The 664-nt window shown below is 52.9% G+C and carries 2 pseudogenes; one reads left to right on the top strand and one right to left on the bottom strand.

What is annotated here, in order from left to right:
• Nucleotides 1-441 (top strand): annotated as a pseudogene (locus tag BKN05_RS12155) (HNH endonuclease signature motif containing protein); the annotation flags it as partial.
• 33 nt (nucleotides 442-474) lie between these two features.
• On the opposite strand, the pseudogene BKN05_RS12150 reads toward BKN05_RS12155, so the two are convergent.
• Nucleotides 475-664, bottom strand: a pseudogene (locus BKN05_RS12150) (Fe2+-enterobactin ABC transporter substrate-binding protein); the annotation flags it as partial.

The following is a 664-nucleotide window of genomic DNA, read 5'->3' as shown; positions in this document are numbered from 1 at the left end:
GAAAAGCACAGAGCTCAACAAGCGCAGCAGCACACTCAACAAAATACAATGAATACAACGCTTACCGACGACGCTGAAAACACCGGAAATGCCCGCCGCGCCAGTGCGCCTGTCGACGATCCTTGGGTGCGCTGTCAACAATCGAAGGAAAATAGGAAGGAAAAGGAGAAAGAACACGAGCCGCTGACAAACACGCAAGAACAACAGCTATGGCACAATGATCTCACCTGGCTACAGCGTGCTCTAGACACGTGGAGTTTTCATTCGGACGAAATGAAGCAATTCCAGTCCCAGTTGCGCGCAATCCACACCGGGGTTTCTGCACTGCAAGAATCTGGATTTAACCTTTTTAATCACGTCAGTATGGTCTTCGACCTGGACGAATTCGGCACCACCTCTACCACCACGTTTACCCCCAGCGAGGCAGCACCGCCATTCTAATTTCCCCGCGCTTCGTCGGGTTATTTCATCGCGTTACTTCTTCGCGAAGTGCTCTTCCAGCTGGTCGAGCATCATCATGGCGCTAAAGTAATCCAGGCGGAATAGCTCCGGACTCAGCAAATACACCTCACCCGCAGTGATGGCCGCATTGTCTGCCAACAATGGGTTGTTCTTGAGCGCCGCGACTGGATCGTCGCCGGTGGTGCTCATCGTCAACACGGTG

It is taken from the genome of Corynebacterium sp. S5S1 (assembly GCF_001913985.1).
GTDB lineage: Bacteria > Actinomycetota > Actinomycetes > Mycobacteriales > Mycobacteriaceae > Corynebacterium > Corynebacterium marquesiae.
This window is presented reverse-complemented; position numbering and strand designations above follow the sequence as displayed.